Annotated in this window: 23 protein-coding genes and 1 pseudogene; 4 read left to right on the top strand and 20 right to left on the bottom strand. The window is 37.2% G+C overall.

What is annotated here, in order from left to right:
• Nucleotides 1-57: 57 nt before the first annotated feature.
• The 7 genes from V7122_RS19110 to sppA form a co-directional block, all read right to left on the bottom strand.
• Nucleotides 58-1,248, bottom strand: a complete 1,191-nt coding sequence (locus V7122_RS19110) for an acetate kinase (RefSeq protein WP_335528296.1) — start codon at nt 1,246-1,248, stop codon at nt 58-60.
• Between the two features lie 130 nt (nt 1,249-1,378).
• The gene (locus V7122_RS19105; protein WP_335528292.1) at nt 1,379-2,365 is read right to left on the bottom strand and encodes a class I SAM-dependent methyltransferase; all 987 of its coding nucleotides are present in this window, start codon (nt 2,363-2,365) and stop codon (nt 1,379-1,381) included.
• Between the two features lie 121 nt (nt 2,366-2,486).
• Entirely contained in the window at nt 2,487-2,987 is a 501-nt protein-coding gene (tpx, locus tag V7122_RS19100) for a thiol peroxidase (protein WP_066292325.1), read from the bottom strand.
• 159 nt (nt 2,988-3,146) lie between these two features.
• Nucleotides 3,147-3,611 (bottom strand): GerW family sporulation protein, encoded by a 465-nt coding sequence (gene ytfJ / locus V7122_RS19095; protein WP_335346478.1) that lies wholly within the window; start codon nt 3,609-3,611, stop codon nt 3,147-3,149.
• 18 nt (nt 3,612-3,629) lie between these two features.
• Nucleotides 3,630-4,319: a DUF2953 domain-containing protein gene (locus V7122_RS19090; RefSeq protein ID WP_335346477.1), complete on the bottom strand. Its 690-nt coding sequence runs from the start codon at nt 4,317-4,319 to the stop codon at nt 3,630-3,632.
• Nucleotides 4,320-4,420: 101 nt separating this feature from the next.
• On the bottom strand, nt 4,421-4,810 hold the full coding sequence (locus V7122_RS19085; RefSeq protein WP_438823974.1) for an RDD family protein: 390 nt from the start codon (nt 4,808-4,810) through the stop codon (nt 4,421-4,423).
• A 155-nt stretch (nt 4,811-4,965) separates the two neighbouring features.
• On the bottom strand, nt 4,966-5,976 hold the full coding sequence (sppA, locus tag V7122_RS19080) for a signal peptide peptidase SppA (protein ID WP_335353933.1): 1,011 nt from the start codon (nt 5,974-5,976) through the stop codon (nt 4,966-4,968).
• Nucleotides 5,977-6,172: 196 nt separating this feature from the next.
• Between sppA and V7122_RS19075 the strand changes: the two genes are divergently transcribed.
• Complete coding sequence (locus V7122_RS19075) at nt 6,173-6,973, top strand: NAD kinase (protein WP_335346474.1); 801 nt, start codon at nt 6,173-6,175, stop codon at nt 6,971-6,973.
• Between the two features lie 61 nt (nt 6,974-7,034).
• Here the strand turns inward: V7122_RS19075 and rarD are convergent, their stop codons facing one another.
• From rarD to ezrA, 7 genes are all read right to left on the bottom strand, one after another.
• On the bottom strand, nt 7,035-7,967 hold the full coding sequence (gene rarD, locus V7122_RS19070) for an EamA family transporter RarD (RefSeq protein ID WP_335353932.1): 933 nt from the start codon (nt 7,965-7,967) through the stop codon (nt 7,035-7,037).
• 86 nt (nt 7,968-8,053) lie between these two features.
• Nucleotides 8,054-9,664, bottom strand: a complete 1,611-nt coding sequence (locus tag V7122_RS19065) for an amidohydrolase (protein ID WP_335353931.1) — start codon at nt 9,662-9,664, stop codon at nt 8,054-8,056.
• A 309-nt stretch (nt 9,665-9,973) separates the two neighbouring features.
• Nucleotides 9,974-11,560 carry an acyl-CoA synthetase MbcS gene (gene mbcS / locus V7122_RS19060; RefSeq protein ID WP_335353930.1) on the bottom strand — a complete coding sequence of 529 codons (1,587 nt, stop codon included), beginning with the start codon at nt 11,558-11,560 and terminating at the stop codon, nt 9,974-9,976.
• 200 nt (nt 11,561-11,760) lie between these two features.
• Nucleotides 11,761-11,955: an alpha/beta-type small acid-soluble spore protein gene (locus V7122_RS19055; RefSeq protein WP_335347557.1), complete on the bottom strand. Its 195-nt coding sequence runs from the start codon at nt 11,953-11,955 to the stop codon at nt 11,761-11,763.
• Nucleotides 11,956-12,079: 124 nt separating this feature from the next.
• A complete protein-coding gene (gene thiI, locus V7122_RS19050) occupies nt 12,080-13,285 on the bottom strand; it encodes a tRNA uracil 4-sulfurtransferase ThiI (RefSeq protein ID WP_335353929.1) in 1,206 nt (401 codons plus the stop codon).
• Between the two features lies 1 nt (nt 13,286).
• Nucleotides 13,287-14,429 carry a cysteine desulfurase family protein gene (locus tag V7122_RS19045; RefSeq protein ID WP_335353928.1) on the bottom strand — a complete coding sequence of 381 codons (1,143 nt, stop codon included), beginning with the start codon at nt 14,427-14,429 and terminating at the stop codon, nt 13,287-13,289.
• A 243-nt stretch (nt 14,430-14,672) separates the two neighbouring features.
• Nucleotides 14,673-16,358, bottom strand: coding sequence for a septation ring formation regulator EzrA (ezrA, locus tag V7122_RS19040; RefSeq protein ID WP_335353927.1), 1,686 nt, complete (start codon nt 16,356-16,358; stop codon nt 14,673-14,675).
• 240 nt (nt 16,359-16,598) lie between these two features.
• Here ezrA and hisJ point away from each other — a divergent pair, with 240 nt between their 5' ends.
• Complete coding sequence (hisJ, locus tag V7122_RS19035; RefSeq protein ID WP_335528283.1) at nt 16,599-17,390, top strand: histidinol-phosphatase HisJ; 792 nt, start codon at nt 16,599-16,601, stop codon at nt 17,388-17,390.
• Nucleotides 17,391-17,420: 30 nt separating this feature from the next.
• On the opposite strand, the gene refZ is transcribed toward hisJ, so the two are convergent.
• The gene (refZ, locus tag V7122_RS19030; RefSeq protein ID WP_335347562.1) at nt 17,421-18,056 is read right to left on the bottom strand and encodes a forespore capture DNA-binding protein RefZ; all 636 of its coding nucleotides are present in this window, start codon (nt 18,054-18,056) and stop codon (nt 17,421-17,423) included.
• Between the two features lie 262 nt (nt 18,057-18,318).
• Here refZ and V7122_RS19025 point away from each other — a divergent pair, with 262 nt between their 5' ends.
• The gene (locus V7122_RS19025; RefSeq protein WP_335353925.1) at nt 18,319-18,798 is read left to right on the top strand and encodes a GAF domain-containing protein; all 480 of its coding nucleotides are present in this window, start codon (nt 18,319-18,321) and stop codon (nt 18,796-18,798) included.
• A gap of 42 nt (nt 18,799-18,840) precedes the next feature.
• Here the strand turns inward: V7122_RS19025 and megL are convergent, their stop codons facing one another.
• Together megL and V7122_RS19015 are read right to left on the bottom strand one after the other, a co-directional pair.
• Nucleotides 18,841-20,031 carry a methionine gamma-lyase gene (gene megL, locus V7122_RS19020; RefSeq protein ID WP_335353924.1) on the bottom strand — a complete coding sequence of 397 codons (1,191 nt, stop codon included), beginning with the start codon at nt 20,029-20,031 and terminating at the stop codon, nt 18,841-18,843.
• Between the two features lie 123 nt (nt 20,032-20,154).
• Entirely contained in the window at nt 20,155-22,044 is a 1,890-nt protein-coding gene (locus V7122_RS19015; protein ID WP_335347565.1) for a sensor domain-containing diguanylate cyclase, read from the bottom strand.
• A 547-nt stretch (nt 22,045-22,591) separates the two neighbouring features.
• Here V7122_RS19015 and rpsD point away from each other — a divergent pair.
• On the top strand, nt 22,592-23,194 hold the full coding sequence (gene rpsD, locus V7122_RS19010) for a 30S ribosomal protein S4 (protein WP_335353923.1): 603 nt from the start codon (nt 22,592-22,594) through the stop codon (nt 23,192-23,194).
• A 114-nt stretch (nt 23,195-23,308) separates the two neighbouring features.
• On the opposite strand, the pseudogene V7122_RS19005 reads toward rpsD, so the two are convergent.
• From V7122_RS19005 to V7122_RS18995, 3 genes and pseudogenes are all read right to left on the bottom strand, one after another.
• Nucleotides 23,309-23,422 (bottom strand): annotated as a pseudogene (locus V7122_RS19005) (VOC family protein); the annotation flags it as partial.
• Between the two features lie 279 nt (nt 23,423-23,701).
• Nucleotides 23,702-23,956, bottom strand: a complete 255-nt coding sequence (locus V7122_RS19000; protein ID WP_335353922.1) for a DUF1292 domain-containing protein — start codon at nt 23,954-23,956, stop codon at nt 23,702-23,704.
• A gap of 572 nt (nt 23,957-24,528) precedes the next feature.
• Nucleotides 24,529-24,732: a hypothetical protein gene (locus V7122_RS18995; RefSeq protein WP_335528280.1), complete on the bottom strand. Its 204-nt coding sequence runs from the start codon at nt 24,730-24,732 to the stop codon at nt 24,529-24,531.
• Nucleotides 24,733-24,930: the final 198 nt, after the last annotated feature.

Here is a 24,930-nt window from a genome sequence, read left to right as displayed (position 1 = left end):
CCATTCAAAATACTTTTTTTATTAGTATAGCATAACTTAAGTGGGAAATTCTTCTACTTATATATGAGCAAGTCTTACAACATCCCTCGCAATCATCACTTCCTCGTTCGTTGGAATGACTAGCACTTTAACTGGTGAATGAGGATAGTTGATAAAAGCTTCCTCTCCTCGTACTTTATTAAGTGAAGGATCCCAGTAAACTCCCATAAATTCTAAACCATGAAGAATTTGTTTACGAATGACGTCACTATTTTCACCAATACCAGCTGTGAAGATAATCGCATCAACACCAGACATACGTGCCGCATAAGAACCAATGTATTTATGAATTTTATTTGCAAACACTTCCAGTGCTAATTTCGCTCTGTCATTTCCCTCTGCAGCTTCCATTTCAATATCACGAATGTCACTTGAGAACCCGGATAATGCTAGCATTCCGCTCTTTTTGTTTAGAACATCCAGCACTTCGTCTGCTGATTTATTCGTTTTTTCCATAATGAATGGAATTAATGCAGGATCGATATTTCCAGAACGGGTTCCCATTGTTACCCCAGCTAACGGAGTGAACCCCATAGAAGTATCAATCGACTTCCCGCCTTGAATGGCCGCAATACTAGCTCCATTCCCAAGATGGCATGAAATTAAACGCAGCTGGTTAAGAGAGCGTCCAAGCATGCTGGCGGCCCGCTGTGATACATACTTATGAGAGGTACCATGGAAGCCATATTTTCTAATTCCATATTTTTTATAATATTCATAGGGAAGACTGTACAGGAAAGAGTTCTCTGGCATTGTCTGGTGAAAAGCTGTATCAAACACCGCCACTGCCGGCACCTTTGGCAGCACTTGCTTAAATGCATTTATCCCAGCAATATTAGCCGGATTATGGAGAGGGGCTAGCTCTGAATATTCTTCAATTCTCGTCTGAACCTCATCCGTTATTATCGCAGAATCAGAAAACTCTTCTCCACCATGTGCGACTCGGTGGCCAATGCCCTCAATTTCATTTAATGAATGGATAATTTTTAATGCTGTTAATTTATTTAGCAGAAGAGCAACAGCTGCATCATGATCAGGAATTATAGCTGTTTCTTTAATTTTTTTGCCATTTGCAAATATATTAAATACCCCTGTACTCTGTCCAATTCTCTCTATTAAACCTTTTGTGATAACTTCTTCACTCGGCATATCAAACAACTGAAATTTTAATGAGGAACTACCAGCATTTATCGCTATAATTTTCGCCATCCTTCAACCGCTCCTTTATATTGGCTCTTATAGGTCTCTCTTATTTTGCACTATAGATGCTATGAATATCTCTTAATTTCCATTTAAAACTAACATGAAGAAAGAAGCCGGAGGAAAATCGGCTTCTTTCTTATTTATTTTCCTTATACCATCCATCGATTTTTAGCAGTATTTTCTCGACCTCATTCGTCTTAGACAAGCTAGGGAGATTAGCAAGGAGCACTTGCTTTGGCGGCTTCACACCTTCTCCTTTTTTCTGAAGAATAAAGATACTTTTGGCTGCTTTTTCATTTTTGAAGAGAGAGAGAGGCAACTGCAAAAGACCTTGTATGTTTGCATTCTTCTTTATAAAATCGTGAAGCTTGGGTGCCTGTTCGCTTTCAAATAGACCATTTGGAACGATGAAAAATAAATAGCCGCCTTCTTTCACATGGCGAATGCTCTGCTCAATGAACAGGTGATGTGCATATGTATGGCCTTGATCGGCTTTTATTTCATAGTCTGCCGCTCTCACGTCATTCGGATAATATCCAACAGGCAAATCACTTACAACAGCATCTGCCTCTTCAATAAACAATGGCTCCAAACTATCTTGATTAAAAAGACGTAGTGGGTGCTGCTGTAGATTTGCGTTTACATAACTAAGCCTAATTAAAATATCATCAATTTCAATCCCAGTCGCATGGACAGTTTTGTTTTGCTGCTGATTGATGACTGTTGTTAAAAGGTTTCCAGTTCCAACTGCAGGATCCAGTAAACGGTACTCATTTTTTTGTACAAACTTATTAACGAGATAGCCTATGAGCAGTCCAACAGCATCGGGTGTCATCTGGTGATTGGGCTGTATCATTTCGTTCATCCCTTTAAGAATCACGAGCTGAAAGGACTTCCGGATCTCTTCTTTAGTAAAGTTGTCCATTTGAATCGATTCATAACTTTTTTCTACCCTTTTAGCTGTTAATTCACTTAGCTCTTCCTGTATGATACTTCCATGAAACAAATTTTCTCCTGTTTCAGCTAATGCTTCTAAATATGTACAAGACAGTTCTTCTTTAATTATCATTGCTGTTTCATTAAAAACAGTAAACAATTCCTCAACCGGAGTCGTTCTATTCATTATAAATCCTCCCGATTCTTTCTCTGTCCTATTTTACAGACCTTTTTGCAGATTAACAAGATTCAAGCAAAGTAATGCAAAAGCGCCNNGGCGCTTTTGCATTACTTTTTCGAATTTCTACTTACCTCGCTGCTTTTGCAGCTTCTACCGCAGCTTCATAGTTTGGATGGTCAGTTGCTTCACTTACATATTCGGCGTAAGTAACGGTGTCATTTGAGTCTACTACAAAAACAGCACGTGCTAATAGACGTAATTCTTGAATAGCAACTCCGTATGCTTCCCCAAAAGAAAGATCGCGATGATCTGATAGAGTTTGAACATTTTCAATTCCAGCTGCCGCACACCAGCGTTTTTGGGCGAAAGGAAGGTCTACGCTTACAGTTAAAATCTTTACATTGTCTAATTTCGAAGCTTCTTCATTAAAACGGCGAGTTTGTGCGTCACAAACTCCTGTATCAATAGAAGGAACCACACTGATTAAACGAACTTGGCCTTTAGAATCTGCTAAAGTTACTGCTGATAGATCATTGGCAAGAACATTAAATTCAGGAGCTTTATCTCCTACTTTCACTTCATTTCCTAAAAGCGTTACTGCGTTTCCTTTAAACGTAATATTTGCCATCCTCTTCATCTCCTTAAACAATATATGTACATTGTAAATATATCCTCTTAACTAAAGATTTGCAATTTTATTGACTTTATTTCTTACTTACTTTAGCCATAAAATATTAGCCAAGAAAAAAGTTAACCTTCCTGAATTTTGGAAAGTTAACTTTTTAAATTAAATATTTAAATCATGTTTTGGACCGTCATATTCATTTGTAGGGGTGTGATTACTGCTTCCCTGGTTATTCTTGTTATTAAACATCTGCTGAATTTTGTCTACTGCTTGAGGAGCAAGATCAAGTATTCTCTCGTATAAATGAGTGCTTTCATCAAGGTGAACCATTTTCACCCCGCTTGAATTTACGATGAGAAAAGCAATAGGCGTAATGGAAACTCCTCCGCCGCTTCCTCCCCCAAATGGATGACCGCCAGATTGTCCCTGTCCGCCGCCATTTGTTTGTCCCTCTAGTTTAAATTCGCTCCCTCCGGCCGCGAAACCGAAACCAACCTTTGAAACCGTTAAGATTACACTGCCATCTGGTGTTTCAACTGGGTCACCGATTATAGTATTGACATCAATCATTTCTTTCAGATTTTCCATGGCAGTTGTCATTAGTCCTTGAATTGGATGCTCAGACATATACTGCACCCCCCTTTTCTATATTGATTTAGTTTTATTATTAGACAAGGCAGATAAGGGTTTTGCTTTAAAATTAGGTCTTCCGCCTTTCCAATATTTAAGCAATTTAATTCCTGCTAACATAGCATGTCCGATTCGAAAATAAATAATACATGAAATGGATGTCTTGGATAATGCAAATTGAAATTGAGGAGTAATGCTTAAGCTGGGAATAGTCTTAAGTCGCATAAAGTGACTGACAATGCCGATAATCCCCCCTTTAATACCCCAAAATGCACCTGTAAGCATTCCTGTGTATGCGGCATCTCCAATACCAAAAGCTGTGTGCCATTCCATCTTCTGTATGGTAACCTTTCGTAAAAACTTCCTAATAATTTTATTAAAAGATACCACTTTTCTAAGCAGCTCTTTCATATCATGAAAACTATTTAGCAAGTCATCCGCATCATATTGCTTTGTATCTTTCTTCTTGGATTGATCTTTCGTACCCTTCTTTTGTTTAACTACAATAGTTGGTGAATTATCATCAATTTTAATAAGCGGGAGCTCTATTTTATATCTGATTAGACCGAACCATGCCCTGAATTCTATTTTTAGATGATCATCATCATTATGATGGTTATAATGAAAATAAACCTTTAATTTCGTAATAAGAATGATAATAAAAATAATGACCAATATCGCTAAGGCAATTAGAATCCATTTCAAATCAAGTCACAACCTTTCAGCCTATTATTATTGCCGCCAAAAGGAAAAATAAACCTGCAGGCTATAAACAGCCATGCAGGTTTATTTAAGAATAATCAATATTATTTTTCATGGATGACTGTTGTATCAGAAAAAAGATCATGCAGTCCTTGCTTTTTTGGTAAAAAGGCGACAACCACATACCCAATCATAATTGTTGCTGAAATAAAACGGCCAATCCATTCTCTAAAAATGATCGTTCCCCATGTTAGCTTCTGCCCTTTTAAATCAACCACTTTTAACCCAAAAGCCATCTTTCCAAGTGTTTGATTGAAGAAACGTGTCATCAGAACAAAATAAGCATAGAACGTAACAGCGGTTGCAATCGTAATCGGCGCAAAGATATTGAATTCAGTTAGCGGAATGTCTAAAGCTCGAAAGATAGGATTGATCAGAATGCGATCTATACTCCCAATGACAATCAAGTCAAGCAAATAAGCCCAAAATCTCATCCAGAAACCCGCAAATCGTACGGGAGCCAGTTGGCCAATTTGGTCACTTTGACGATGAATGCTTTCAGTTTCTGATTTCGCTATTGCCAATAATTCTTCACTTTTTTCATCACTTACATTCATTTCTTCATCTAATCGGTTCATCTTTGCACCTCCTATTCTGCATATAAATACATGAGACGCGGTGAATTAGGCTGTGACAAAAGCTTCATCAGCCCCGCCATTTCGATATCTTTGCCCATAAGCTTTTGTGCTCCCATACTAAACATGGAACCAAAACCAAGATTTTCAGTATATCTCACAACTTGTGCACCCTTTAGCTTATGATCCTGTTTAAGGGTGTCAATGACATCATCCAAGTATCCAAAACCATCAATTAAGTTTAATTTCTGTGCCTGTCTGCCGTCATAAATTCTTCCATCTGCAATTTCCTTTACTTGAGCAACAGGAATATTTCGTCCTTCAGAAATGACCTTTACAAATCCTTCATAGGAATTGTCAATCATCGATTGAAGGATTTCTCTTTCATCAGCTGTCATTTCTCTTGACGGACTCATAATATCCTTATAAGGCCCGCTCTTGATGGTTACAAAATCCACGCCATATTTTTCGGCAAGACCAGAATAGTTAACACCTTGCATAATGACTCCCAAAGAGCCTGTTAACGTTTCTGGGCTAGCGAAGATTTTATCGGCAGGTGCAGATATATAATATCCGCCTGAAGCCGCCATAGATCCCATTGAAATATAAACTGGCTTATTCGTTTCCGATTGAATTTCTTTGATTTTATCATGAATTTCTGCACTTTCAACGACCCCTCCTCCTGGAGTGTTGACCCTTATGACGATGGCCTTTACCGTTGAATCATCCTTAACCTGATCAAGCTTCTTCATAAATCCTTTATGGTTGTAGCCTGCGCTAGAAAAAAGTGAAGCAGCATCACCCGTATCTTGAATGACTCCATCTACATCCAAGACAACAATTTTCTTCATTTGATTGCCTTCATCCACTATTTCTTCAACAAAACCGGCATTGCTCGAAGCAAATAAATCAGTAATCGAAGTTTCAAAATCTTTAAATGCCAGTCCCGTAAGGAAATTCGTCACAATAGAAAAAACAAATAATACACCCGCAATCCCTAATGCGGCCCAACGCTTTCCATTCATTTTTAATCCCCCTTAATTAAAAAAGACAAACTGCATAACTTATCTTTATACAATCCAGTCTTTCATACGTATTAAACTTTATAAATGTTTCAAAAAGGTGTAAACTGAGTCGAGAAACATTACCTATCATACCAAATTTTTCAACAATGTTGTTTGAATATGCACTTAATAATCTCTATTTTTTGGAGGAATTCACATGACTACTCGTCGAAATGTTTATTTTTATTATAATAATAATTCTGAAATGAAAGAGAAGGTTGAACCCCTTCATGAGCTTGCACTAGCTCATCAATTTAATATTGTGACTGATTACAAAAAAGCAAACATAATTGCAAGCATTGGCGGAGATGGTGCGTTTTTGCAGGCTGTTCGGAAAACAGGATTTAGAGATGATTGTTTATACATCGGAATTTCTACTATGGATCGTCCTAGCCTTTATTGCGACTTCCATATTGATCATCCAGATCAAATGAGTGAAGCGATGACAAATGAAAAGGTTGAAGTCCGTCGATATCCAACTATTGAGGTATCTGTTGATGATCAAACCTCCTTTTATTGTTTAAATGAATTTAGTATACGCTCAGCTATTATTAAAACATTTGTGTTAGATGTATTTATCGATGATTTTCATTTCGAAACGTTCCGTGGCGATGGAATGGTTGTGGCAACGCCAACAGGGAGTACTGCGTATAATAAATCATTAAAAGGTTCGATTGTAGACCCGCTTATTCCTTGTCTGCAGGTAAGTGAAATGGCTTCCTTAAATAATAACCGGTACCGGACACTTGGTTCATCCTTTATTCTAAGCGGTGACAGAAAATTAACATTTGGGGTTGTGCAGGACGGGAATGATCATCCTACAATGGCAATGGATAATGAGGCATTAAGCATTCAGCACGTAGAGAAAGTTGATATTAAACTTAGTGGTAAAATCATAAAAACAGTCAAATTAAAAGATAATTCATTTTGGGAAAAGGTACAGAGAACATTTTTATAATGTAAATTTGAGGAGCTGTCCCCTTGAACAGCTCCTCAAAAATATTATTCTTTTATTACTCTCAAACTCCTAAACTATTTCCCTTATTTCTTTTAGAATTTAAAAAGACAAAAAACTTTGTTTTAGATAATGAAAAGATTGTAATGGCAGACCAAATAAAAATAAATGAAATCAAATGTACTTTCGTAAAATGCTCATGGTAAACGAATACCCCAAGAATTAATGAAATTGTAGGTGCGATAAATTGTAAGAATCCTAAGGTGGACATTGGTATTTTTTGAGCACCTTTTGCAAAATATAGAAGAGGAATGGCAGTAGCTGCCCCTGCTCCAATTAGCAGCAGATCCGTTCCAATTGATACAGATAAGAATGACTGGTTTCCTTTTACGAAAAGAACGGCCATATAAATAAAAGCTAGTGGAGTAACCACAAGTGTTTCGAGAGCTAGCCCAATGGAGGAATCTACCTTAATCATCTTTTTTGATAACCCGTAAAGGCCGAAAGATAAAGCTAGAAGAATTGATATCCATGGAAAGCTTCCATAAGAAATAGTCAGAATTAGAACGCCAATTGCCGCTAGCGCAAACGAAAGATACTGTGCCTGCGATAATCTTTCTCTAAAAACGATCATCCCCAATAAAACACTAACAAGTGGATTTATATAGTATCCAAGGCTTGCTTCAATTATTTGATCCGTATTAACTGCCCATATGTAAATAAACCAGTTACAGCTTATTAACATTGACGCCATAATAAGTGCGGATAATTGCTTTTTATTCGTACGGAAATTCTTCAAAATTTGAAGAAATTCTCCCCACTTTTTTGTTACAAGCAGAATCCCGACCACAAAGAAAAAGGACCAGAAAATTCGGTTGACCAAAATTTCGTCCGCGTTAACATGATGAAGGAGCTTCCAATATATCGGCAGTAATCCCCAAATGATATAGGAAAAGCCAGCATAAAAGACTCCTGACTTTATTTCATTATTTTTCATATTTATTCCTCAATTCTTTCTAGTATCGAAATATTAATATTATAGTTCGAACTGAAAGATGCTGGCAATCTTTTAATTTTATCCATTTAATCTTTGTTCGATGAATCAAAGACAATTTTTCCGCCAATTATCGTTTTTGAAACGGTAATATCCGGTATGGAATGTAAGTCAATGTTAAAAATATCCTCTTTCAAAATGGTAAAATCAGCTAAGAACCCTGCTTTGATTAACCCTCTATCATTTTCGTGACAAGCAGCATAGGCACTCCCCTTAGTAAATAGTCCGACAGCCTCGAAAACGGATAATGCTTCTTCTGGAAAATAAACTGTTTTTTCCGGATCATTGATATTTGTCCTAGTAACCGCTGCATGAATACCTAAAAGCGGGCTTAATGGTTCGATTGGTGCATCTGATCCCCCAGCACACGGAAGACCTTCCTTTAATAACGTGTTCCAAGCATACAGATATTTATCCTGTTCCCCGCCGACTCGGTCTATCACCCATGGAAAATCAGAAGCAAGAAATCTTGGTTGAATATCTAAAATTAACGGCAGCCTTTTTGCACGTTCAATTAAATCCATCCGAAGAATTTGGGCATGTATGAGCCGATCACGCCCATTCCCGCTCAATGGATGTTTTTCAATTGCATTCAAAACCATTTCAAATGCTAAATCACCGATCGCATGAACGGCTACAGGCAATTTATATTCTCTCGCCTTTTTAACAAGTTGATTTAATTGATCCTGTGAAAAGATCGCTACGCCTGATGTAGAAGGATCATCAGCATATGGGTGACTTAGCAATGCAGTACTGCTTCCTAATGAACCATCAGCAAAAATCTTCATCGCTCCAAATTCAATCCATTCATTACCGCTCAGAAAGGTTTCTCCCGCTTCCTTCATATCATCTACAACAAGGTGATGAACTAAAAGATGAGCCCGAAAGGAATAGCCTTCCTCCTCAATGATATCCTTAAAAGCTTGTAATGTTCTCTCGTATCCGCCATAGTAGCTTAAATCCTCTGTATGTACACCTGTTAACCCTAATTTGTAGGCACTTTGAATAGCTGCACGAATGTAGCTTTTTAGATTGGCAGCAGATACTACTGGAAGAACACGATATAAAAGTTCTTGAGCCTCTTCCTTTAGCAAGCCATTCAGCTTTCCATTTTCATCTCTTCCTATCACCCCTCCTTCCGGATTAGCTGTATTTTGATTGATATTTGCAGCTTCGAGTGCTTTAGAATTTGCAACAAGTGCATGTCTGCAAACCCTCTTAAGAAAGACAGGATGATCCGGAACAATTGTATCTAATTCATAATTAAAGATGGGTGTAGCTCGGGGCCCCCATAGATTTTCATTCCAGCCATCGCCGATAATCCATTCTCCTTTTTCAATTGTTGCAGAATATTGCTTTACGGCCTGCAGAGCTTCCTCTTTCGATTGACAATTTGTTAAATCAAGTCGATTCAGCTTTTCACCATATCCAATAAGGTGCATATGGCTATCAACAAATCCAGGAAGCATCGTGTCACCATGTAAATCAATATTGCTCTCTATTTCATGGCCGAATCTCTGCTTCAAATCTGCCTCAGTTCCCATTGCAACGATTCGGTTTCCTTTCGTATAAACAGCTTCTACCTTATGATCTTGCTCTAATAAAGAATAAATATTTCCACCGTACCAAAGTGTGTCCATGTCCATACCTCCATATTAGTAGAAAAGTTGAAGCGCCTAGGTCACCCCCGACAAGCACAAGCCAATCCTCACAGAAAGGTGAGCTCTACCTTTCAGGTTGGGCTTGTGACCTCGAGGTCGACATAAACGCGAAGTCCTCCCAAAAGCTTCACTTTTGGTCGTGCGATGATTACGCTTCCGAAGCGTTACTTGTCCTGTCGCATTGCCGACACTAGTACGTCCTGTACTTCGGGGGTAGGCGCTGAAGCTAGACAAAATGCAGGCGGTTTTTCGCCTGCATGAATAATTTATCGCTCTAAAATATTGTGTTTATTTTTTCGTTGCTGCTTCCATTTCTTGTTTTCGAAGTTCAACACGGCGAATTTTACCAGATGTTGTTTTTGGCAGCTCAGCTAAAAACTCGATTTTACGAGGATATTTATATGGCGCTGTCAGTTCCTTCACATGTTCTTGAAGGGTTTTCACAATGTGCGAATCGTCTTCATTTATTCCATCCTGCAAAACAACAAAGGCTTTGACAATATTCCCGCGAACCTCATCAGGGCTTGCAACGACCGCACACTCCTTCACAAAAGGATGTTTGACAAGTGCATCCTCCACCTCGAATGGTCCAATTGTATAGCCAGAACTGATGATGATATCATCTCCGCGGCCTTCAAACCAGAAATAACCCTCTTCATCTTTCTTTGCTTTATCCCCTGTAATATAATAAGCTCCTCTGAACTGCATGGCCGTTCTTTCAGGATCTTTATAATATTTTTTAAATAGGGCTGGTGTATCTATATGAACAGCGATATCTCCCACCTCATTTACTCCGCAAGGTTCGCCGTTTTCATTGATAATTTCTACACTATTCCCTGGTATAGGTTTCCCCATAGAACCAGCCTTTAAATCCATTCCTTTTGTAATACCAACAAGCAATGTATTTTCTGTTTGGCCATAACCATCACGCACAGCCACATTAAAGTACCTTTTAAAAGTTTCAATTACTTCACTATTCAAAGGCTCACCTGCTGAAACAGCACTTCTTAAATTCGGCAGCTTATATTCATGAATATTATCTACCTTTGCCATAATTCGATATTCTGTAGGTGTACAGCATAGAACATTTACTTCATACTGCTGAAGAAGCTGCAAGTATTTCTTTGCTTCAAATTTTCCATTATAGACGAAGCCAGTTGCTCCAGAGCCTAATACGGAAAGGAATGGACTCCATATCCACTTCTGCCAGCCCGGACCTGCTGTTGCCCAAACAGTATCACCTTCTTCGATACAAAGCCAGTTTGGTGCTGCCGCTCGCAGATGGGCAAATGCCCAGCCATGAGTGTGGACAACGCCTTTTGGATTTCCTGTCGTCCCGGATGTATAAGAAAGAAACGCCATGTCACTTTTACTTGTATCAGCCAATGGCAGCTCGTCCGTAGCAGCTTCCATTTCTTTATTTAAATCGATCCATTGTTCTTGCGGGCTTCCAATCACAAACTTTGGTAAATTCTCTATTTCCTTTATATGTTCAAATTGATCGACATATGGGAAATAACTAACGATACCCTTTACATCACCATGTGTAATCCGATATTGGAGGTCTTTTGTTCGAAGCATTTCAGAGCTTGGAATGACTACTAAACCAGCTTTTAAAGCTGCTATGTATACTTGATAGGCTTCTATAAGCCGAGGAACAACGATTAAAAGAACATCACCTTTTTTCAGGCCATGTTGAAGGAAAACATTCCCGATTCTGTTTGCATTTTTAAGCAGTTCTTTGTACGTAACCTCTTTTTTGTCCCCAAGTTCATTTTCCCATTTAATTGCAAGCCTATTAGAATCACTTGCAAATCGCTCTATTTCGGATACTAGATTGTACTTCTCAGGTGCTAATAAGTCTTCACGCTTCATCAAATCTCCCCCAATAGTCTGTCTAATCTCATGCCTTGCTCAAGATGGTTCTTTTAAAATGATTATACTAAATTAATTTGAAATTTTAAATTATTTAGTATCAAAGGTTAGGTTTAACCTATATAGGCAAGGGAAAATAAAATAGGAGCAGGATGTAAATATCCTGCTCCATGTAGCCATATTATTTTTTTTTATTAAGATTAGCGACCACCTAATTGCTGTTCAGCCATTTGTACTAAACGCTTAGTGATTTCTCCTCCGACAGATCCGTTAGCACGAGATGTTGTATCTGCTCCAAGGTTTACACCAAATTCGCTAGCAATTTCATACTTCATTTGGTCAAGAGCTTGTTGCACTCCAGGAACTAGAAGTTGGTTTGAGCTGTTGTTTGCCATGTGACTTCACCTCCTTGTGAGTATAGAATGTGTAGAATCACATGGCCATATTCAAATATTTATTGGTAATTGTTTCAACTTCTGGCAGATTAAGAGAGCCTTGTCGACCAACTTTTATAGAGCATTAAAATAAATCTTCTAACATTTCCTGCTTTAAAGATTCCGGTTTAATCCGGATCGTTTCCGTATTTTCAACAGCTTTTCTAATATAAGGCTCATAATCTGTATAACTTTCATAGTACTGTACCTTTTCACGTTTAGGTTTTGTTTTTGGAGATGAAGGAACGAACACTGTACAGCAATCCTCATAAGGCTGATTCGATATTTCAAATGTATCAATTTGATGGGCAATATCGATAATTTCGGACTTATCCATTGTAATTAACGGCCGGATGATCGGAGTATTTGTTACATCATTTATTGCGTACATACTTTCAAGTGTTTGGCTCGCAACCTGTCCAAGGCTTTCTCCAGTAATGATCGCCAAGCCTTCATTGTTCTTCCTTATTTCATCTGTAATTCTTAGCATGAGCCGCCTAGTCGTAGTCATCGAATAATTCTCAGGAATCTGCTGCTGAATGAGCTGCTGAATTTCAGTAAATGGCACAATATGAAGGACAACTTCGCCGCTAATATGAGCCAGCTTTTCTGATAAATCCAAAACCTTCTGTTTCGCCCTCTCGCTCGTGAAAGGAGGACTATAGAAGTGAACCGCTTCTAGCTCTATACCTCTCTTCATGGATAGATACCCGGCTACAGGGCTGTCGATTCCGCCTGACAGCATCAGCATGGCTTTTCCGCTAGAACCGACCGGAAGCCCGCCAGCACCCTGTATCGTTTCACATGAAAGATAAACACCTTCTTCTCTGATCTCAATTTGAAGATTGATATCGGGATTTTTTACATTGACCTTTAAATCCTCTACATTTTTTAAAATATGGGTGCCGAATGTATGATTAACTTCATTTGTATCTTGATTAAAGGTTTTATCTGCTCTTTTTGTAGTAATTTTGAATGTTTGCCCTGGCTCGTAAATTTTCCGAAATAGCGACAGGGCTGCTTCTTTCATTTTTTCTAAGTCTTTTTCCGTTTTTACCGCGGGGCTGAATGATTGAATACCAAATACATGCCTTAAACGCTCGATGATTTCTTCACCGTTTTCTCCATTTAATAACACGAACATTCTTTCTCTATTTGCTTCAATTTTTATTTTTTCAAAATTACGGAGAACCCTTTTAATATTTCTCCGTAATTGATCAATAAATAACTTTCTGTTTCTTCCTTTTGTTGATAATTCGCCATATCGAATAAGAATACGATCATAATTCATTTTAGTTCATTACCTTTCTTAGCCTAGCAACGGCTTCGTTTACTGCCTTCATAAATTGCTCTGCCTCATTAAGTGTATTATCATAGGATAAGCTAATTCTAATAGCGCTCAACGCCTCTTCCTCAGGAATGCCCATAGCGATTAATGTCGTGCTTGCCTTTTGCCTTTTTGAAGAGCATGCACTTGTAGATGAAACGTAAATATCCATTTCCTCCAGAGCATGGATGAACACTTCAGCCTTAAATCCTTTTATTGAAAAATTAATAATATGAGGAGCCGACTGGCAAATAGGGGTATGAATAGTAACCCCTTCTATCATTTCCAATTTGTCTCTTAAAAAATCCTTAATTTTTACCATATTATTTATTTGCTCTGTTTGCCGCAGAATTGTTAGCCTAAGAGCCTTCGCCATCGCAACCATACCTGCAACATTTTCAGTTCCACTTCTAAGCCGCCATTCCTGTCCTCCGCCTGTAATTAATGAAGAAATCTTTACCCCATCTCGAACAAACAGAGCTCCAGTCCCCTTTAGGCCATGAAATTTATGCCCTGATATTGTGCATAAATCCACTCGGCTTTCACGAATATTCAGAGGCACTTTCCCAATACCTTGAACAAAGTCGACATGAAAAAGGATTTTAGAATATTGCATGAGAAGCTGTCCAATTTCATGAATTGGCTGAATAGAGCCAATCTCGTTATTTACGTGCATAACGGAAACTAAAATGGTGTCATCGCAAATCGCTCTTTCAATATCCTCTACCTTTACAATCCCGTTTTGGTCAACAGGGATATAGGTGACCCGAAAGCCCAGGTCCTTTAATTGCTCTATGGATTCCTTTACTGAAGGATGTTCAATTTCGGTTGTTATTAAGTGCCGGCCCCTGCCTTTATGCATGAGAGCCGCACCTTTTATCGCAATATTATTACTTTCAGTCCCGCCGGAAGTAAAGTATATTTCATTTTTTTGGACATCTAAAAGCTTGGCTATTTGTTCTCTTGCTTGGGAAAGCAGCTTTTCCGATTGAGCACCTAGCCCATGCAAGGAAGATGGATTTCCGAAATACTCAGAGGAAACCTTTAAAAAAGACTCTAAAACCTCTCTATAAGGCTTAGTCGTTGAACTATTATCAAAGTAAATCATTTTTACTTTCCTCCTAAAAATAAACGGATGGCAATTGTAAATCTTAGCATAAATATAATCGATTGAAAATGCATCTTTCCTATATTATCGCAAAAAATGAAAATTAGGCGTAAAACGTTTTAAGTTTATTTGGCAAATTTTTAATGATCTTAATGGGACAAAGAATTTAGAATCCACTAAAGACCTATCATAAGATAACCAAAGAAGAAGAGGTATCCCTATTCGGACACCTCTTCTTCTTTACTATTCACTTATTAATTCTTCAATCTTCTTCATTGCACTAGGGTCAATTTCCTCTACCGCTGTTGCTGCCTGCTCTAAGGCTGTCTTGTAATCAAATCCTCTAAAGGAAGCCTCTGCATCCTGTAAGCCTCTTGCAACTGAGGGATATCTTCTCCGATAGCGGTTTCCATACTGAATAACTTTTTCAACGAGCATGACCGTTTCAATCATATCATTTGTTGTATTTACAATTTTCTCCACAGTCAGCACAGCAACCTCTAAATATTGCTGGATCGTTTGGATATTCAGCGGCTTTTCATCAAGCTTCAAAATGACATTTCCAATGCTCTCTTTTGCATCTTCCATTAAATATAAATAGTCCTGAGGAAGCCCTGGAATATTGCTTTTTGAAACAAGCCTTGATGTTTCAGCCAATCTTTTTCTTAAATCATTAATGCTTTCACGAGCAGCCATTTCATCTTTTCTTAGTGCCTGAAGCTTTTCTGCAAACTTAACATGCTCTTCCTCAATCTCTTCCAATTGTTCTTTAATTCCTACAAGCTCCGTTTTAAGCAATGTATGAGCCGTGTTTTCTGAAATTATTTTGTGTTCCAGAACCTCATAACTTTTATTTAATTGACTTAACTTCTTCTCTAGCTCTGTCTGAATGATTATATCCTTTTCTGAAAGATGGTAGCTTTGACGAACGAGCTCCACTTCATCCTTTAACTGCCTGTTTATTTCTTTGTTCGTAAATAACATATTCCTTGTGGGCTCATCCTGCTGTCCAATATAATGCTTCGCATGAACCTCAGCTTCAAGCAGTTCATAAAGGAAATCAATGCTTCCCTTAATTTCTTCTATTCCTTTTTGTACATCTGTCATGTCAGCTAACTCGATTAGACTTAAATAAGCCGTTGTTTCATTTTCAAGTCTGTTTATTTCTTTATCAAATTCAATATGATCAAGGATATATCCCTGTTCAACCATTTCTTTGTATCCGTCACTCAATTCTTTCAATTGAGATGGGATTTTCGATTGACACTCGACAAGAAATTCAGGGATTCTATCCATTTTAAATTTAACTTCATTTAGCTGAGCATGAATGGTTAAAACAATTTCCCGTGCTTCTAGATAGTTGCCATTATCTGTTTTTTCATCAAAAACTTCAAATTTTGCAAAGGTTTCATCTAAATGCTGCTCAAGAATATCAGCTGTTTTCCCATATGTGTGATGATGTGCCAATAAGGATTTCTTGCTCTCGCGATATAAATCCTTCAACTCTTCAATATCTGACCTATTCTTTTCTTCGCTTCCAACTAGCTCGTTCAATTCGTTTAATAACTTTTTAATATTTTCTTCAATTTCGTTTAAAAAGTTTTCGGTAGACTGCTGTACTTCTTTTGCCTTCCTAAAGCGGTATTTATCGATATATTCCTCCGCATCGAATAAATATTCTTCAACATTTGGAAGCTGGGCCGTAACAATATCATCCCATTCAGTTCTCCAGCGCTCAAACAATTCTTCCGTTTGTCCAGTCATATTTAATTGCTTTACTTTAGACATTTCATCGAGAACAGGGCGATTAACAATATCCATCTTCCATGTTTCAAGCCGATCTATTTCTTTATAATATTTTTTCTTTAATATGTATCCTGTTAAAAAAAGCACGATCACGATGACGATGCCGCCAATAATATATTCCATTCTCCAAAAAGCCCCCTGTTCTGTACCGAGCCAAATCCTTCTATATCGAATTAAAAATAATGTTCAGTTCAATGTTTTTATGATACCATGTATACGACAATTTTTGACTATTAATTTCAATTTTTTATCTAAATTAGGGAAAAAAATGTACATTGTATTCTTTATTGAACACTAAGCGTGTCATTTTTTCAAATATTTTGCCTTTTCTTGAATTTTACAGAAAGAAGGTTTAATTTTCTAATGGAAAAAGATGGACATATTCATACTCCCTTCTGTCCTCATGGCACGAATGATGCTCTTGAGGGTTATGTCGAAAAAGCAATTGCCTTAGGTTTTAAGGAAATATCATTTACCGAGCACGCACCACTGCCTATAGGATTTAATGACCCCACACCAGCCCGGGACAGCTCCATGAGAATGGAAGAGCTTGAGAAGTACTTGCAAGAAATAGAAAGGGTAAAATCTATCTTCAGTCAAAAAATCAAAATTAACGCAGGACTTGAAGTAGATTTTATTGAGGGATTTGAAGAAGAGACGCGCTCCTTTCTAACTCAATATGGACCATTATTAGACGACTCTATATTATCTGTCCATTTTTTAAAGTTTGGAAATGGCTATGACTGTCTGGATTACAGCCCTGAAGTTTTTGGGCAAATGATTGAAAAATATGGTTCTATCGAGGCTATTTACGAGGCATATTTTCATTCATTGCTTAAGTCCATTCATTCTGACTTAGGTCCTTTCAAACCAAAAAGGATCGGTCATATGACGTTAGTGAAAAAATTCCAAAAAAAATTTCCGGCACAAAGGGAATTTGTTGAACTTATTCAAGAGGTCCTTTCAGCTATTAGTAATAAGGGATATGAGCTAGACTATAACGGCGCTGGATTTTCCAAACCTCTATGCAGGGAGCCCTATCCACCTAACTGGGTTGTAAAAGAAGCCATGAAAAAAGGGATCCCGCTTGTATATGGATCTGATTCTCATCAAATTAAGGATCTTGGGCAAGGGATGGATGAGATGCTTTTTTGAGGGAAATCCTGCTTAGATTTCCTTCCATTTTTATTTTACGGCTAGATAAATTGGCGGGTCATACGGCCGCTTGCATATAACCCCATCAATCCAGTGATAAACTTCACGAACGTATTTCTCAGCAAAATACTTTTCGTTTGGCATCACATGCAAAACTTCGGTCATATATTGTATATTTAAAAAAGGCATACTTAATAGCCCCTTTAATTGGAGAATCATATAATCAGGAGATAGAGTTCGGAATTCTCTCGTTATCATTCCTCGTTCAAATACTTTACTTAAATAAAACCTTTCTTTCATCAAATAGGTTGACATAATTTCACGAACAACCTGAGAGTCAATCGAAATTTCCCTCCATATTAATCTCGTTAAATAAATATTTTCAAATTGATAATACATCACATTTTCCGTAATTTTTCTCAAACAGCCTGCTGCACCCTGATCAAGGGTTGAAAATCCATCTTCAATTTGCTCCACATACCCTTCGAAAAAAACTGTAAAGCAATGCTCTAGCAATCCGTGTTTATTATCGAAGTAATAAGCAATATTTGCCGAGTTCACCTTTGCCTTATTGGCAATATCCCGTACCGATGTGCCATCAAATCCATTGACATTAAATAGACTGATTGCTGCATTAACAATTGCCCTTTTCACATCTCTGCTCATGTTTTCACCTGCTTTATAATTTTATTAGCTTTATTACAACAAACATATTCATCACGATCATTAGCGTAAAAACATAGATAGCGACCATAAGCAAATTGACAGTAACAGCGAAAAATTGTCAAATAACGTGGATTTCTTGTTATGTATAAACATTCTTGTTAAAATCACTATATCCTTTATAAAAATCTCGACAAAGTATTGGGTATTTCTTCTGATTTTGCGATTTTTTTAAAAACATTGATAGAAAGTAGGGTGTATGAAGTTGTTTAACGTCGAAACTTACCACGGGAAACGTGAAGAAAACTATAAATTAGTAAAAAAGCAGCTTGCTGCATTGCTTGAGGGGGAAAGTAATGTAATTGCAAATTTAAGCAATGCTTCCGCTCTATTAAACCAATTTTTAGATCGGATTAATTGGGTTGGATTTTATTTAATGGATAACAATGAGCTTGTCCTTGGGCCATTTCAGGGCCTTCCAGCATGTGTTAGAATTCCGATTGGAAGGGGTGTTTGCGGTACATCAGCAAAACTCATGGAAACTGTCCGTGTAGAAGATGTTCATTTATTCCCAGGCCATATCGCCTGTGACGCAGCATCTCAATCAGAGATTGTTATCCCACTCATCAAAAATGGCCAGTTAATCGGTGTTCTGGATATTGATTCACCTGAAAAAAATCGATTTGATGAGGTTGACCAGAAGGAGCTTGAAGATTTCACACGAATATTGGTCTCCTTTTTATAAATTGACAAGAAACGCGATGAAAAATCTCATCGCGTTTTGCTCTTATTCTACTTTTTCCAATGCCTGTTCAATGTCGTCACGAATGTCGTGCCAAGATTCAAGTCCAACAGACAGTCTTAAAAGCGTATCATCAATCCCCATTTTTTCTCTGGAGTCCTTCGGTACAGCCGCATGGGTCATTGTCGCTGGATGCTGAATTAATGTTTCTGCATCTCCTAGACTTACGGCAATTTTAATAAGTTTTAATGCATTCATAAAATTTTGAGCTGTTTCCTTTTCCCCTTTCAAAGTAAAGGAAATCATTCCGCCTGGTCTTCTCATCTGCTTCTGGGCAATTTCAAATTCTGAATTATGTTTATGTCCAGGATAATACACTTTGTTTACCTTTGGATGTGAAAGCAGGTAATCTGCCAATTTCTCTGTGTTATCACAATGGCGATCCATCCTTACTGCCAAAGACTTTAAACCCCTTAGCAGCAGCCAAGCATCAAAAGGAGAGATAATTCCGCCTATATCCTTTTGCGTTGTCATGGCCACTTCCTCAATAAACTCCTTAGGCCCAATTACAAGACCTGCAATCACATCTCCATGACCACAAATATATTTAGTCGCACTATGGATAACAACATCACAGCCAAGATTGATTGGATTTTGTAAATAAGGGGAACTGAAAGTATTATCTACTACAACTAGAATTCCCTTTTCTTTCCCAATCTCAGCAACCATTTGTAAATCTACAAGCTTCATAGTTGGATTAATAGGTGTTTCTACATAGATACAAACTGTTTCTGGACGGATGGCTTCAAGCAGCTGCTCCCTTGTTTCCATCGCAGAATAGTCATGACTGATATTATATTTATCATTCATCATCTGAAGCAGGCCAAATGTGCTGCCATACACACCTTGGGAGCATAAAATATGATCACCTGTTTTGGTCAGTGCAAACAGAACAGCAGACACAGCAGCCATTCCCGACCCAAATGCTAGGCAAGCTTCACCATTTTCTAATGCCGCTACTCTTTCCTCAAGCATTTTTACTGTCGGGTTCCCAAGTCTAGAATAAACAAAGCCTTCTTCTTTTCCAGCAAAGCGCCTTTCCCCTTGCTGGGCTGTTTCAAATGCAAATGTTGATGTTTGAAAAATAGGCGGTGTCAGACTGCCACAATATTTTTCTGCTTCATATCCTTCATGGATGACCTTCGTTTCGAAACTCACATCTTTTTTCTCTTTCATAAAATCTCCCCTCTTCAGTAAACGCTCTCATCATAAAATAAAAAAAGATCTCTTTACAGGGTATGCATAATATGAAAGTTTTGAATGCTTATTTAATGAGGAAAAAAAGACCTCGCCACAGAATTATGGCGAAGTCTTTTCAATGACAATATCACTTTCTTGAACAATGACTTTATTTTTTCCAGTTTGCTTAGCAACATATAATGCTTTATCAGCACGTTTAAATAATGAGGCGTACGTATCCCCTTGTCCTCTGGTCCAATGTGAAACTCCACATGAAATGGTCACTTGAGGGTTGGAACATTCACACACTCTCGCAACAAGCCTTTCAGCTATCACCACACCAGCGATTAAAGAAACACCTGGCAAGTAAATGGCAAGTTCTTCCCCGCCCCATCTTGCACCAATATCTGTTCCCCTAATATTGGCGTTTATCAGCCCTGCCACCTGAATGATAACCTCATCCCCAACTTGATGACCATACGTATCATTGATGGTTTTAAAATTATCAATATCAATCATTATAAACGTACCTTCATGATCTTCGTTCATCGATTGATAAATTTTATCATCGAGATAATTTCGCGAATATAGCTTAGTTAAATGGTCTGTTACAACCATCTTTTCAAGTTCCTCTCTAAGCATTGAGTTTGTAATAGCCAGAGTGGAGTGGTGGATCAAAGATTGCAGAAGCTTAAAGGTTTCAAAAGAGAAGCGATAAGGCGGCTCACTCATGACAAGTACAAACCCTTTTAGGACTCCAGACTGGGTCATAGGAACTGCCATTATCGATTTAAAATGCTTCACACCTGATTCAAATGACAATTGAAAATCACCAATAAAAAGGGACTCCACCTCTTTATCAATTCTGCCCTTTATATATTGGATATAGCTTTCTGCGTCACTTGTGTGAAAGAAAGCTGTACTTCCCTTTAATACCTCAATTTGTTTTCCACCTTTACCGTATAAGATGAAACCAACTTCTTCTGCTCCAAAAGAGTCCGAAATTTGCTCAGTCATAAACGCCATTGATTCTGTTAATCTTAAATTTGAGTTCAAGCGATGAGAAGTTTCATTGATTAATTTTAGGTCTGTAATAAGGCGCTTCGATTGCTGGTAAAGCTGAGCATTTTCTAATGCACTGCCCGCTGTATTTGCTAAAAGAGTGATAAACTCAACTTCACTATCTGGAAAAACAATGGTATTGGAAGCAATTACTTGCAAAACCCCATAAACGCCCTGTTTTCCTTTCAAAGGTGCATATAGAACTGATCGTTTCATTTGAACGGAATCTTCAAATTGAATATTGCCTGTTACATATGCCTGCATAGCCGCAATATTTTCGCTATTGAAGTCTAAATCCTTTATAGGCAGATCTTCAAGCATATGATTATCATGTGAAAGCAGGAGGTAGTAAGTGAATGTTGGATAGACCTCTTTAAGTGTAGAAATAATTTCGCCGAGGACATCATCCATATTCATCGTAGAATGAAATTTTTCTGTCACACGGAATAGCTGTTTATACCTTCTATCCTCTGATACTTTATTATTAAGTGATTGAACATTTTCAAGAAATTTTAAAGTATGATGACTTATTCCCTCGAGAACATTATCAGAAAGAGAGTTCATACCAGCTTCTTGCTCTTTCAAAGCCATAATTCCAAGAAAGGAATTCTTTTTCTCCAAAACTAGCATTAAATCATATTCTTCAAATCCCGGCAATTCACGATAAAAGGACTGTAATTGACCAACCTCATTTATCAATTCTTCCTTAGAAATATTTGGGCATGTCACTTGTTCTATGCTGTTAAGTGTAGAGGTCTCAATCAGTAATTTCTCTTTACAATTATTAAAACTAAAAAAAGTAGCTTCCTTGGCATTTAATAAGGTTTTGATGGCTGAGAGCATATTTTTCAATACATCATCATATACCAAAAAGCCATTTTCTGTATCTATGATATCAAAAAAATTACTTTTCAATTTCAATATTAATTCATGCTCATTATTAACCATCTAATCATCACCTATTTTCATTCCCGTTTCCCATATAAATCCATTATATATGTAAATAGACAAAAGTTCTTATTTCTTTTTGACTATTTCATTTCAACAGTCCCAATACTTATACCCGATTTGTTAAAACTAAACTGTAACCAATTTAAAAAAACCGATTAACATAAATCGGATAAACTACTCTTTTTTAATTCATTCACTAGTATCACTCTTAGATGGTTTTAATCTTACTTACTTTATTATATCATATATAAATGATGGGAGCAGGAAAAAATTAAGCCGCTTTCTTCACCATCTTCCGTAATACTCCTTGACTTTTCTTAATCAAAAATTATATAATACTCTTTGTGTAAAATATTGCAGCCTATGTGTACTGTTTTATGAATTCATTTTGTTCCTCAATTAGCTTTTCGAAGCTTTTCTGAAGAAGGGGTACTGCGTAACCCTTAGCTGCTAGGGCGAAGGTACATGAAAACAAAATGACCATAACTTATAGCACATCTGTTTTTATTTTACCAAAATAAAAACATTAAAGGAGGAGTCTTAAATGGCTCGTTATACTGGTCCAAGCTGGAAATTATCTCGTCGTCTTGGAATCTCTCTAAGCGGTACAGGTAAAGAATTAGAAAAGCGTCCTTACGCTCCTGGACAACATGGTCCAAACCAACGCAAAAAATTATCTGAATACGGATTACAATTACAAGAGAAGCAAAAGCTTCGTCATATGTATGGTGTAAATGAGCGTCAATTCCGTAACCTATTTGATAGAGCTGGCAAAATGGCTGGTAAACACGGTGAAAACTTCATGGTTCTTTTAGAATCACGTCTTGATAACGTTGTTTATCGTTTAGGCTTAGCACGCACTCGTCGCCAAGCGCGCCAACTTGTTAACCATGGTCATTTCTTAGTTGATGGCAAGCGTGTAGATATCCCATCTTACCGTGTTGCACCTGGTCAAACAATCAGCGTTCGCGAAAAATCTCGCAACCTTGACATTGTTAAAGAAGCAATCGAAGTTAACAATTTCGTTCCTGATTTTGTTACATTCGATGCTGACAAATTAGAAGGAACTTTCACTCGCTTACCAGAGCGTTCTGAACTTCCAGCTGAAATTAACGAATCTCTAATCGTTGAGTTCTACTCTCGTTAATTAATACGCTTTGTAAATAGCGTAAGTAAAAACCCTAGAAACCTTGTTATATCAATGGTTCTAGGGTTTTTTATTTGTTTTCTGTTTTGTAGAATCATCGCCTCCTTTAGCATGCTATCTGGAAATAAGATATTTTTCTTTGAAGATTGGACTAAGTTCACCCCATACATCAAATTTATTACCATCTAAATCATAAAAAACAAAATTCCTTCCAGAATGCCCTCTGTCCTTAAACAAGTTTTGAATAATACCTTTCCGCTTTGTTATATATAATGGAAAATCTATCTTCTCATTAATTTGTCGAAGAAATATGGTTTGATGGAACAAAATCGTTTAAACCATTAAATTCCATTTTACTTTGTTAATCATCTTTACGACCTATCATATAAATTCCCCCAATAAAAAAACCTGTATAGAATAAATTCTACACAGATTTTCGATATTCCTATTAGATTGTCAACAGCCCCATTAGCAAGGTTTTTTACTCCCTTTTTTTCCTGTAAAGTATTAGTCTTCTTGCATTATTTCATCAAAGGCTGAAGAAACTCTGTCGAATTCCTCATCGCTTTCAATGGCTGTGAAATCTCCATCCTGATTGACCTTTAAAAAGAAAATATCAATGTCTTCCTCGATTTCTTCTTGAAGATCCTCCACAAAGCTGACTGCAACGTATTCTGTCCCTTCCATATTTACGACTGCCAGCACTTCAATTTCCTCGCCCTGGTCATTTGTAAAGATTTCGCCTTCTTTAATGTTTTTCATGAGATAGCCCCTTTCTTTTTTTAAATTGTCTTGCACGGATCTTCGTTTAAAAGAATCATAATCATTTTATTTCCAAAGAAGTCTAAATTCATGTAGGAAATCCAGATTTAAACATTAAACATACAATTATTAATATATAACAAAATCACCTGAAAGTTTGAACTGCCACTAACCTCCGCTACTTAAAGAAGAATAAAGCATCCCAATTAAAGCAGAATGCACATATTTTTGTAACGATTCCTTCAAACAATTTTGTTGTATTAGGTTAATCTAACTGCTGTACATTCAATTCTGTTTTTCTTTTATCTGTTCACGGATCCTTTGAAGTTCTTCCAAAGAAAGTTCACCTAAAGATTCTCTAATTTCTTCCTCAATTAGTTTCCTATTGCTTTCTCGATATAGATTCCACCATTCTTTAATCGGTATGTCTAAAAAAACATTTATTCTGGTACTAGCTGACTAATGCTTATCTATCAAAATTTCACCAATAGCCAATAATTTGGAAAGAAAAATATTCACACAATAAGAAAAAAGTCGACTCGCCGACTTCTTTATCATTCCTTATTTCTACCTTATGAAGGTGTTACAATGGCTGCCGGGGAAGTACCTATTTCAGGCTCATCATCTTCATCGCTGAATTTTGCCTGCAAATTAAGGTTTGCTGTTGTTTCCTCAGTACTTCCTTTTGTTGTGCCATGGACCTTACCATCTTCGAGTTTTTCAATTATTTTCATTTCTGCCTCGGCAACCTCATTAGCTGATTTTCGCTCGTTCACCATAATCATCTCCATGTTTAATTATTAATCTGTATAATCCCCAATAATAACTTTTGTAATCTCTTTATTTAAATAAGCATTTCTAACCAAACTTATTACTTTAAATATTTACAATATAAAAGCATTGGGCCTTCATCAGCTCATTAATATTTCAACATAAATATCCAGTTTTCATTAAAGTGTGTTATTCAACTAAAT

Source organism: Bacillus sp. JJ1532 (genome assembly GCF_036965085.1).
Lineage (GTDB): Bacteria > Bacillota > Bacilli > Bacillales > Cytobacillaceae > Cytobacillus.
This window is presented reverse-complemented; position numbering and strand designations above follow the sequence as displayed.

What these genes read in the sequence shown, in the direction of transcription:
- V7122_RS19110 (WP_335528296.1), bottom strand. Translation starts at nt 1,248, where the DNA reads ATGGCGAAAATTATAGCGATAAATGCTGGTAGTTCCTCATTAAAATTT.
- V7122_RS19105 (WP_335528292.1), bottom strand. Translation starts at nt 2,365, where the DNA reads ATGAATAGAACGACTCCGGTTGAGGAATTGTTTACTGTTTTTAATGAA.
- tpx (WP_066292325.1), bottom strand. Translation starts at nt 2,987, where the DNA reads ATGGCAAATATTACGTTTAAAGGAAACGCAGTAACGCTTTTAGGAAAT.
- ytfJ (WP_335346478.1), bottom strand. Translation starts at nt 3,611, where the DNA reads ATGTCTGAGCATCCAATTCAAGGACTAATGACAACTGCCATGGAAAAT.
- V7122_RS19085 (WP_438823974.1), bottom strand. Translation starts at nt 4,810, where the DNA reads ATGAGATTTTGGGCTTATTTGCTTGACTTGATTGTCATTGGGAGTATA.
- sppA (WP_335353933.1), bottom strand. Translation starts at nt 5,976, where the DNA reads ATGAATGGAAAGCGTTGGGCCGCATTAGGGATTGCGGGTGTATTATTT.
- V7122_RS19075 (WP_335346474.1), top strand. Translation starts at nt 6,173, where the DNA reads ATGACTACTCGTCGAAATGTTTATTTTTATTATAATAATAATTCTGAA.
- rarD (WP_335353932.1), bottom strand. Translation starts at nt 7,967, where the DNA reads ATGAAAAATAATGAAATAAAGTCAGGAGTCTTTTATGCTGGCTTTTCC.
- V7122_RS19065 (WP_335353931.1), bottom strand. Translation starts at nt 9,664, where the DNA reads ATGGACACACTTTGGTACGGTGGAAATATTTATTCTTTATTAGAGCAA.
- mbcS (WP_335353930.1), bottom strand. Translation starts at nt 11,560, where the DNA reads ATGAAGCGTGAAGACTTATTAGCACCTGAGAAGTACAATCTAGTATCC.
- V7122_RS19055 (WP_335347557.1), bottom strand. Translation starts at nt 11,955, where the DNA reads ATGGCAAACAACAGCTCAAACCAACTTCTAGTTCCTGGAGTGCAACAA.
- thiI (WP_335353929.1), bottom strand. Translation starts at nt 13,285, where the DNA reads ATGAATTATGATCGTATTCTTATTCGATATGGCGAATTATCAACAAAA.
- V7122_RS19045 (WP_335353928.1), bottom strand. Translation starts at nt 14,429, where the DNA reads ATGATTTACTTTGATAATAGTTCAACGACTAAGCCTTATAGAGAGGTT.
- ezrA (WP_335353927.1), bottom strand. Translation starts at nt 16,358, where the DNA reads ATGGAATATATTATTGGCGGCATCGTCATCGTGATCGTGCTTTTTTTA.
- hisJ (WP_335528283.1), top strand. Translation starts at nt 16,599, where the DNA reads ATGGAAAAAGATGGACATATTCATACTCCCTTCTGTCCTCATGGCACG.
- refZ (WP_335347562.1), bottom strand. Translation starts at nt 18,056, where the DNA reads ATGAGCAGAGATGTGAAAAGGGCAATTGTTAATGCAGCAATCAGTCTA.
- megL (WP_335353924.1), bottom strand. Translation starts at nt 20,031, where the DNA reads ATGAAAGAGAAAAAAGATGTGAGTTTCGAAACGAAGGTCATCCATGAA.
- V7122_RS19015 (WP_335347565.1), bottom strand. Translation starts at nt 22,044, where the DNA reads ATGGTTAATAATGAGCATGAATTAATATTGAAATTGAAAAGTAATTTT.
- rpsD (WP_335353923.1), top strand. Translation starts at nt 22,592, where the DNA reads ATGGCTCGTTATACTGGTCCAAGCTGGAAATTATCTCGTCGTCTTGGA.
- V7122_RS19000 (WP_335353922.1), bottom strand. Translation starts at nt 23,956, where the DNA reads ATGAAAAACATTAAAGAAGGCGAAATCTTTACAAATGACCAGGGCGAG.